Genomic DNA, 7,558 nt, shown 5'->3' with positions numbered 1-7,558 from the left:
GCTGTCGGCTTTGAGAATAAAGTATGCAGAAGCAATCCGTAAAATTTCTGGGCTTAATAGTGCTTCTTCAGGTTTAAACTGTCGGGTGATTTTACAGGCAATGGAAAGATTGGGCGTGTTTTTTTAACCGACAAATAAACCTTGATAGAACAATAGGTGGTGACTTACGGAATTGTGATAAAAATAGAAGTGCCCTGCTTTTCAGAAGTTGTCATGGAAATTGACCACCCCTGAGCTTCAGCCAGAAGTTTTGCACTGTATGTGCCAAGCCCTGTGCCCCCTTTTTTGCCGTGGCTCACATATTTGTCAAAAAAGCGATTGCTGATTTTATCAGGAACCGTGCCCCTGTTGTGGATTGTCACATGGGCACCACTGCATTTTGTTTTTTCAATTAAAATTGAGACACAATCCCCTGAGTGAGAAGCCTCTATGGCATTTTTGATAAGGTTTGAAAATATGGAAAATGCAAGCATATTTTCTCCTGATGCAAAGAGCCTATGGGGACACTCTTTACCTATGCTATCCTTTATGGTGAGATTGACATCAACATTAATGCTGGATGCCATGGATTTTGTGTCAGCAATGCACTGATTGAGAACCTTGAGAAGGTCAAAGCTGCTTTCTGCAGGTTGCCATATGCCTCTTTCGATCTGGTAGATGGTGAGAGAGATGTTTATCATGTTGAGCATATTCTGGCCGGCATCCATAATGTGCTTCAGATATCTTTCATACTCCTTTGGAATATCTTTTTTTTGAAGTAGCAGTTTGGGGAATCCTATAATGGAGTTGAGGGGAGATTTCAGGTCATGTCGAAGGATCCTCTCAACATCTTCCCTTGCCTCTTTTAGCAGTTTCCTCTCTGTGACATCACGAAATATACCCATAAGACAATTTTTTTGATCAATTTGCAATGGTGTTGATGTTATGTCACAGAAAAATGTGGTGCCATCTTTTTTAAGACATGGCAAATCTATGGCATATTTAAGCTTGCCAATGGCCTGTAGCTTAAATTGTTCAACAACCATGGGAAGGTCTGGCTTGGGATGAATATCAAAAACTGATTTTTCAAGAAGATCATTTTCATTGTCATAACGAAACATGCTGATTGCAGCTTCATTTGCCATGAGAAATTTTTTTGACACCTGGTCGGCAATGATAATGCCGTCACGACTGTTATGAAATATGGTTTTGTATCTAAGCTCAGACTCCATTAATGCTGCTTCAGCAAGCTTCTTGTGGCTTATATCCTCTTTTACTGCAATAAAATGGGTTAGCTCTCCTGATGTGTCCCGCAGTGGTGAAATTGTTGCGTCTTCCCAGTAAAAATCACCATTTTTTTTCCGGTTGCATATTTCACCCCTCCATGTATTACCTTCTTTCAGGGTGTTCCACATATTTTGATAAAAAAAGGAGTCATGCCTGCCTGATTTAAGTATTCTTGGATTTTGGCCAATGGCCTCTTTAAATGAGTAGCCGGTCATTTCCGTGAAAAAAGGGTTTGTGTATTCAATGGTGGCGTTAAGATCGCTTATGACAATGGATGCAGCAGAGTGCTCCACTGCATTGTGGAATTTCTTTAGCTCTGTTGTCCTTTTTTTTACAGTATCTTCAAGCTTTTCTGCATGGTTTTGAAGGGATTCATGGAGCATTGAGTTTGCAATGCCCATTGATATAAGTGCTGCAAGGGACTGTAAAAACTCTTCCTGCAATGAAAAGTTACGTTTTGTACGGCTACCAAGCCCAAGAACTCCGATTAGATTTCCTCTGTTTGTCAGGGGCAGCGATGCATAGGAGTGGATGCCGGCAGCCTTGCATTCAAAATGGGTGCAGCGGTAATCATTATGGATGTTAAGGGAAAAAATTGGCCTGTTGTGAGTTACAGTAAGGCCACAAAGGCACTCCCCTGCTTTATGGGAGTGGTGCAAAAGTTTTTTGAAATCTGTAAGGTTGCTTCTTACCCCTTTAATTGTCATATCTTCACCGTTGGTGAGATAAATAATTGCAAGGTCGGTTTGAAGGCTGTCCATTATCTGTTCTAATGCCTCATCCACAACAGTGTCGATGGATAGGCTCATTGCAGAAGCAATGCTCATGGAGTGTAGCGCTTTGAGATGTCTCATGTTTTTTTCAAGCTCTTTTTCCCCCTGTTTTTTGGAGGTAAGATTGTCAAAAAGAGCCACAATTTCCCCTGTGGGGAGTTTATAAACATAGTTTTCAACCCACAGTGTAAGCCTTTGGTCATCATAGTTTGATACAGGATGGTGCTCCGGTATGGAAGTTTTATAGACCCTCATTAAGACATCGAAAAGTCCCATCTCCACAACACCTGGAAAAGCGGTTTTTACTGATTTACCGGTAACTTCATCTGTTGTGAGACCGGTTGCCTGTTCTGCTGCACGATTGAATCCACTGATTATGAAATCTTTCCCATCATCAAGTGGATTGTAAACTGCGGCACAGGTTGACATGCCTTCAAACATGGCGTGGAATGTTTCCCTGCTTGTTTTCAGGGATTCTTCTATTTGTTTTTCTACTGTAACATCCCTGTTGCTTCCCCGTCTGCCAAGAAAAACATTATTCCCATCAAAAACTGGTGCGCATTGATGGGATATCCAGCGAATATCTCCGGATGGTCTCACTATCCTGAAAGATATCTGGGGGTGTTCTCCATTTATGCCAACACTATCAAGGTGTGCGGCAAAAATGTGGTGATCGTCCGGATGTACAATCTCCATAATCAGATCAGGAGCTTTGATAAATGCTTCGGGTGGATAGCCTGTTATTCGTTGGCATGATGGTGAAACATAGATCATTTCTCTTTCGGGAGATATCCAGTACTCCCAGTCATATGTGAAATCTGCAATGGTTCTGAAATGGGTTATCTCCTTGCTCAAAATTCTATTTTCAGCTTGAAGCTCTACAATTTTGTTTTCAAGTGTTGTAATTCTTCTCTCAAGGTCTCCGGAAGTTTCATCGGTTTTTTTATGGTTTGTGGAGATGGGATTCACATTTTTGCTGTGACTTGACATATACTCATTTCCTGACATTATAAAAATTGAGAGTTTTTCTGATTATCTTGATACTGCTATTTATTACCACATAGATCGTTTTAAGGAAAATCGTTTTTATGGGATGATTCTATCTGCTCAATGGCGACATCCATGATCTTTGAAGTTTCTTCAATAGTGTCTAAGCAGTATTAACACCCAAAGACTACATCTATGACCTTTTGAGCCTTGTCGATATTGTCTGAATCAGGATAGCCAGGATTTACAGGATAAGGCAGGATTACCTATCCCTGAGATCTTTTTCATATGGTGATCTTTTTTATATCAAAGGTTTTTTACTTGACTGTGTCATTCAGGGCATGTGGAGCATATCAAAACATCTCTTGCAAAACAAAGCAACTATGTATAAATAGGTATATATAAATTGTTTGAATGTTCTCAACCCGTCATTGTTATGAAAGGGTTTCATAAAACAGCCATGGTAGCCACATATGCCACAACTAAGTATTCAAAGCCGACACCTATTCTCTTTTGAGCCTTGTCACTACTGTCTGAACAATGATGCCCAGGTGGGTGAGGTAAACTTTATGATAGAAAAGACATCTTCATATCAACTCAAAATTAGTTTACATTTTTTGAAAAATTCTGAACCATGATTAAAGGCTTTAAGGATTAACACGATTAAAAATCAAGGTAATATTAAAGGATTTAAGGATTAACACTATTAAAAATCAAGGTAATCCCTTAATCATGAAAATCATGGTTCAAAAAAAGTGTAAACCGACAAATGAAAGATGCCATAAAAAAACGGAAAACAGGAGTTTGGTCTGTTGAAAGTACTTGTGGTGGATGACAATAAAATGGAGAGAACCCTTATCTCCATGGCATTGAAAAAAAATCAATATGATATAATAGAGGCTGTTAATGGTCATGAAGCTCTTGCTGCCATCAATTCTCACGACATAAGCATTGTCATTTCAGACTGGGTAATGCCAGGTATGGATGGCATTGAGCTATGCAGGAAGATTCGCCTGAAAAAAAACAGGGATGGCTATGTATATATAATAATGGTGACTGCCCGCTCTGAAAAAGAGGATTTCATGGCAGGGTTTGAGGCAGGGGTGGATGCCTATCTTTACAAGCCAATTGATATAAAGATTCTTGATGTCCATATAAAAGCCGGCATGAGGATAATTGCACTTGAAAAGGAGCTTGTGCAGGAGAAAAAAAAGGTCTCGCTTTATGCAAGGCAGATGGAAGAGCTTGCAAGGGAGCGTGCAGAGCAGCTTGTTCATGCGGACAGGATGGCAAGCCTTGGTATCATGGCAGCAGGAATTGCCCATGAGATCAATAATCCTGCCACATTTATCAGTGGGAACATACAGACATTTGAAAAATTCTGGTCAGTTATAATGGATACCCTTGATGTTACAATGAAAAAAAAGGAGAGGTTTCCGGTAGGAGAAGAGCAGTTTAAAAGGGTAAATTTTGTAATAGAAGAGATGCCATCCATTATTTCTGCAATTAAAGATGGGACACAGAGAATCCGCCGTATAGTAGGTGGTTTGAAATCTTATGCCCGTCAGGACAAGCCAAGTTTTGCCCTTACAGATATTAATAAAGTTGTTGATGATGCGCTTCTGCTGTGTCACAATACCCTGAAGAATCATGTAAAAACTGTAATTGATATAGCACCTGGGCTTCCCAGGATATTCTGTGATCGCCACCAGATAGAACAGATACTTGTAAACCTGTTTAACAATGCAGCCTATGCCATGAGAATCAGAGTGTCTGGTCAGGGCTTGCTCAAAATAAGTGCATTTAAGGATGGTGAGTCTCTGAAACTGACTGTTGAGGATAATGGGACAGGCCTTGACAGTGAGACTTTGAATAAAATCTGGGATCCTTTTTATACAACTAAACCAGTTGGGGAGGGTACAGGGCTTGGCCTCTCCATCTCCCAGGGCATTATAAAAAATCATGGCGGAACTCTGACCGCTGAAAACAGCAGGAATGGGGGAGCACTTTTTTCTATAACTCTTCCTATTGGAGAAAATATTTGATGGATTTATCGGCATTTTCATCTATCAGTTTACACTTTTTTTGCACCATGATTTTCAAAATTAAGAGCTGACAGTGTATAATTTCTGTAATGATATTAAGTATGCCGGTTTTATGGTAGTGGAGATCATCCCATGGTTGAAAAAACAATAAAAAGTCAAATTCTTATCGTTGATGACGAATCACCTGTTTTAAAATTAATAGCCACAAAACTGGCAAAGGAGGGCTATGGTTGTTTTACAGCGGAAAATGCTTTTAAAGCCCTTGAAATTCTCGAAAGCCATCATATTGACATAGTAATTACTGATATCAACATGCCCAGGATGAGCGGCATTGAGCTTGCATCTGTAATTAATGAAAAACATAATGCCCATGTTATTGTTATGACAGGGTATGTTGATCACTATACCTTTGAAGATGTCATTGATGCGGGTGCTACTGATTTTATTCAGAAGCCCATATCCCTTAAAGAGCTGATTGCACGTGTTAACAGGGTTGTCAGGGAGCGCATGGTACTCGAAGATCTTAAACAGGTACAAAAGAGTCTCTCTGCTGCCAAGGAGCAGGCAGAGGCTGCCAATAGGGCAAAAAGTGAATTTTTGGCAAATATGAGTCATGAGATACGTACCCCCATGAATGCTATCATTGGCTTCAGCTCTCTTTTGATGAAAAATGAGCGTGGCAGGATAGCTCGGGAGGATCTTGAGTATATTGACAAGATTCATAGGTCGTCAATCTATCTTTTGTCCATAATAAATGATATCCTTGACAGCTCAAAAATTGAAGCCGGCAAAATGAATCTTGTCATGGCTGATTTTGATATGCGTGCCATTATTGATAATATTATTGCGACCTTTTCTGAAACAGCCCGGAAAAAAGGGATCTCGCTTGATTTTTGTTATGATCCGGTGCTGCCAACTTTTTTTAACGGGGATGCTGAACGTCTGACCCAGATTTTGTTGAATCTTGTGGGAAATGCAATTAAATTTACCGAGCATGGGGAGGTATCTCTTAGTGTCAATGCCGGTGCAGTCAGGGAAGGTGGTGTTGAGATTAAATTTTTGGTTCAGGATACAGGGATAGGCGTTCCTGAAGATGCACAGGGAAATCTTTTTAAGCCATTTGTGCAGGCTGATGCTTCAACAACAAGAAAATTTGGAGGAACCGGCCTTGGGCTTTTTATAACAAAGCAGCTTGTGGAGCTGATGGGTGGTAATATCTTTTTTGCCAGCAGCCCGGGAAGTGGTTCGCTTTTTTCTTTCAATATTGTATTGCAGTCTGTAGAAAAAGATAAATTACAACCTGTGGAAGAGTTTAACAATGATTTTCATGGAAAATGTAATTGCCGGAAGTCAGCGGAAAAAAATATATCCATAAGCAATGAGCCAATGTTTGAAGGTGTGTCTGAATTTGCAAATATGGCAAAAGCCAATAGTGGAAAAATGGTTGACAATGGAAGCAAATGTGAAAAACAGATGGAAGATGAAGCCGTGTCAACATCTGGTGGAGGTGACTGCAATATTCTTCTGGTGGAAGATCAGCTATTTAATCAGGAACTGATAGTTGCATTGTTGCCAGATTATAATGTTAAAATTGCAAATAATGGCAAAGAGGCGATTGATCTGCTTGAAAGAAATAGATTTGATCTGATTTTGATGGATGTACAGATGCCTTTAATGGATGGCCTTGAAGCCACGAGCATTATACGTGATCCTGACTCTGCTGTTCTTGACCATGATGTACATGTTGTTGCAATGACTGCCCATGCATCCCAGAGGGATCGTGATAAATGCATAGACGCTGGTATGAACGACTACCTTTCAAAACCCTTTGAACCTGAAAAGCTTTTTGCCCTCATTAAAAAATATTGTTCTGCTGCAAATTCTGAAAAAGCATCTGAACCTTATGACCGTGATGATAATAATGAGGTTTTTGATAGGGAAAATGACGGAATTGCAGTTGAAGGTGGGATTATTTCTTTTAAAGCAGGTGGCGGTATTAAAGTTGAAGGTGAGGAGTTTTCTGCTAAAGCAGGTTCTGGAATTGAAGTTGAAGAAGATGATGTTTCTGATAAAGCAGGTGACGGAATTGAAGGTGAAGATGTTCCCGATCAAGCAGATGGCGGGATGCTGATAGAGATTGAAAAACTTATGTCCCGTATTGATGGCAATCGTGAGCTTGCTGTTCATCTTGTTGATATTTTTCTTGATGACTGGAAACCCAAGACACAAGACATTGAGAATGCCATTAATGAAGGTGATGCTGATGCATTAAGACGTGCGGCACATGCATTCAAGGGAATGCTTGCCCATTTCAGCAGGAAGGGAGCAGATATAGCTTTTGAACTTGAGAAAATGGGCAGAAGCGGCATGCTGCACAATGAAAATGGTGATGCTGTCTCTATTTTTGAATCTCTTATGGAGTTTATGGCGGATATGGTTCATGAGTTGAAGAGATTTCAGGATTCATTGAAAGAGTAGATTGATAAC

Annotated in this window: 3 protein-coding genes; 2 read left to right on the top strand and 1 reads right to left on the bottom strand. The window is 40.1% G+C overall.

Features of this window, described 5'->3' with window-relative positions; all coding sequences use genetic code 11:
- Positions 1 to 164: 164 nt before the first annotated feature.
- The gene (locus MTBBW1_RS07600; RefSeq protein ID WP_186441150.1) at positions 165 to 3,029 is read right to left on the bottom strand and encodes a PAS domain S-box protein; all 2,865 of its coding nucleotides are present in this window, start codon (positions 3,027 to 3,029) and stop codon (positions 165 to 167) included.
- A gap of 809 nt (positions 3,030 to 3,838) precedes the next feature.
- Here MTBBW1_RS07600 and MTBBW1_RS07595 point away from each other — a divergent pair.
- Positions 3,839 to 5,071: a sensor histidine kinase gene (locus MTBBW1_RS07595; protein WP_080801490.1), complete on the top strand. Its 1,233-nt coding sequence runs from the start codon at positions 3,839 to 3,841 to the stop codon at positions 5,069 to 5,071.
- A gap of 132 nt (positions 5,072 to 5,203) precedes the next feature.
- The gene (locus MTBBW1_RS07590) at positions 5,204 to 7,549 is read left to right on the top strand and encodes a response regulator (protein WP_080801487.1); all 2,346 of its coding nucleotides are present in this window, start codon (positions 5,204 to 5,206) and stop codon (positions 7,547 to 7,549) included.
- Positions 7,550 to 7,558: the final 9 nt, after the last annotated feature.

This window comes from Desulfamplus magnetovallimortis (assembly GCF_900170035.1).
In the GTDB taxonomy this organism is placed as follows: Bacteria; Desulfobacterota; Desulfobacteria; order Desulfobacterales; family Desulfobacteraceae; genus Desulfamplus; species Desulfamplus magnetovallimortis.
Note: the sequence above shows the minus strand (reverse complement) of the source record. Positions and strands in the feature narration are given on the sequence as shown.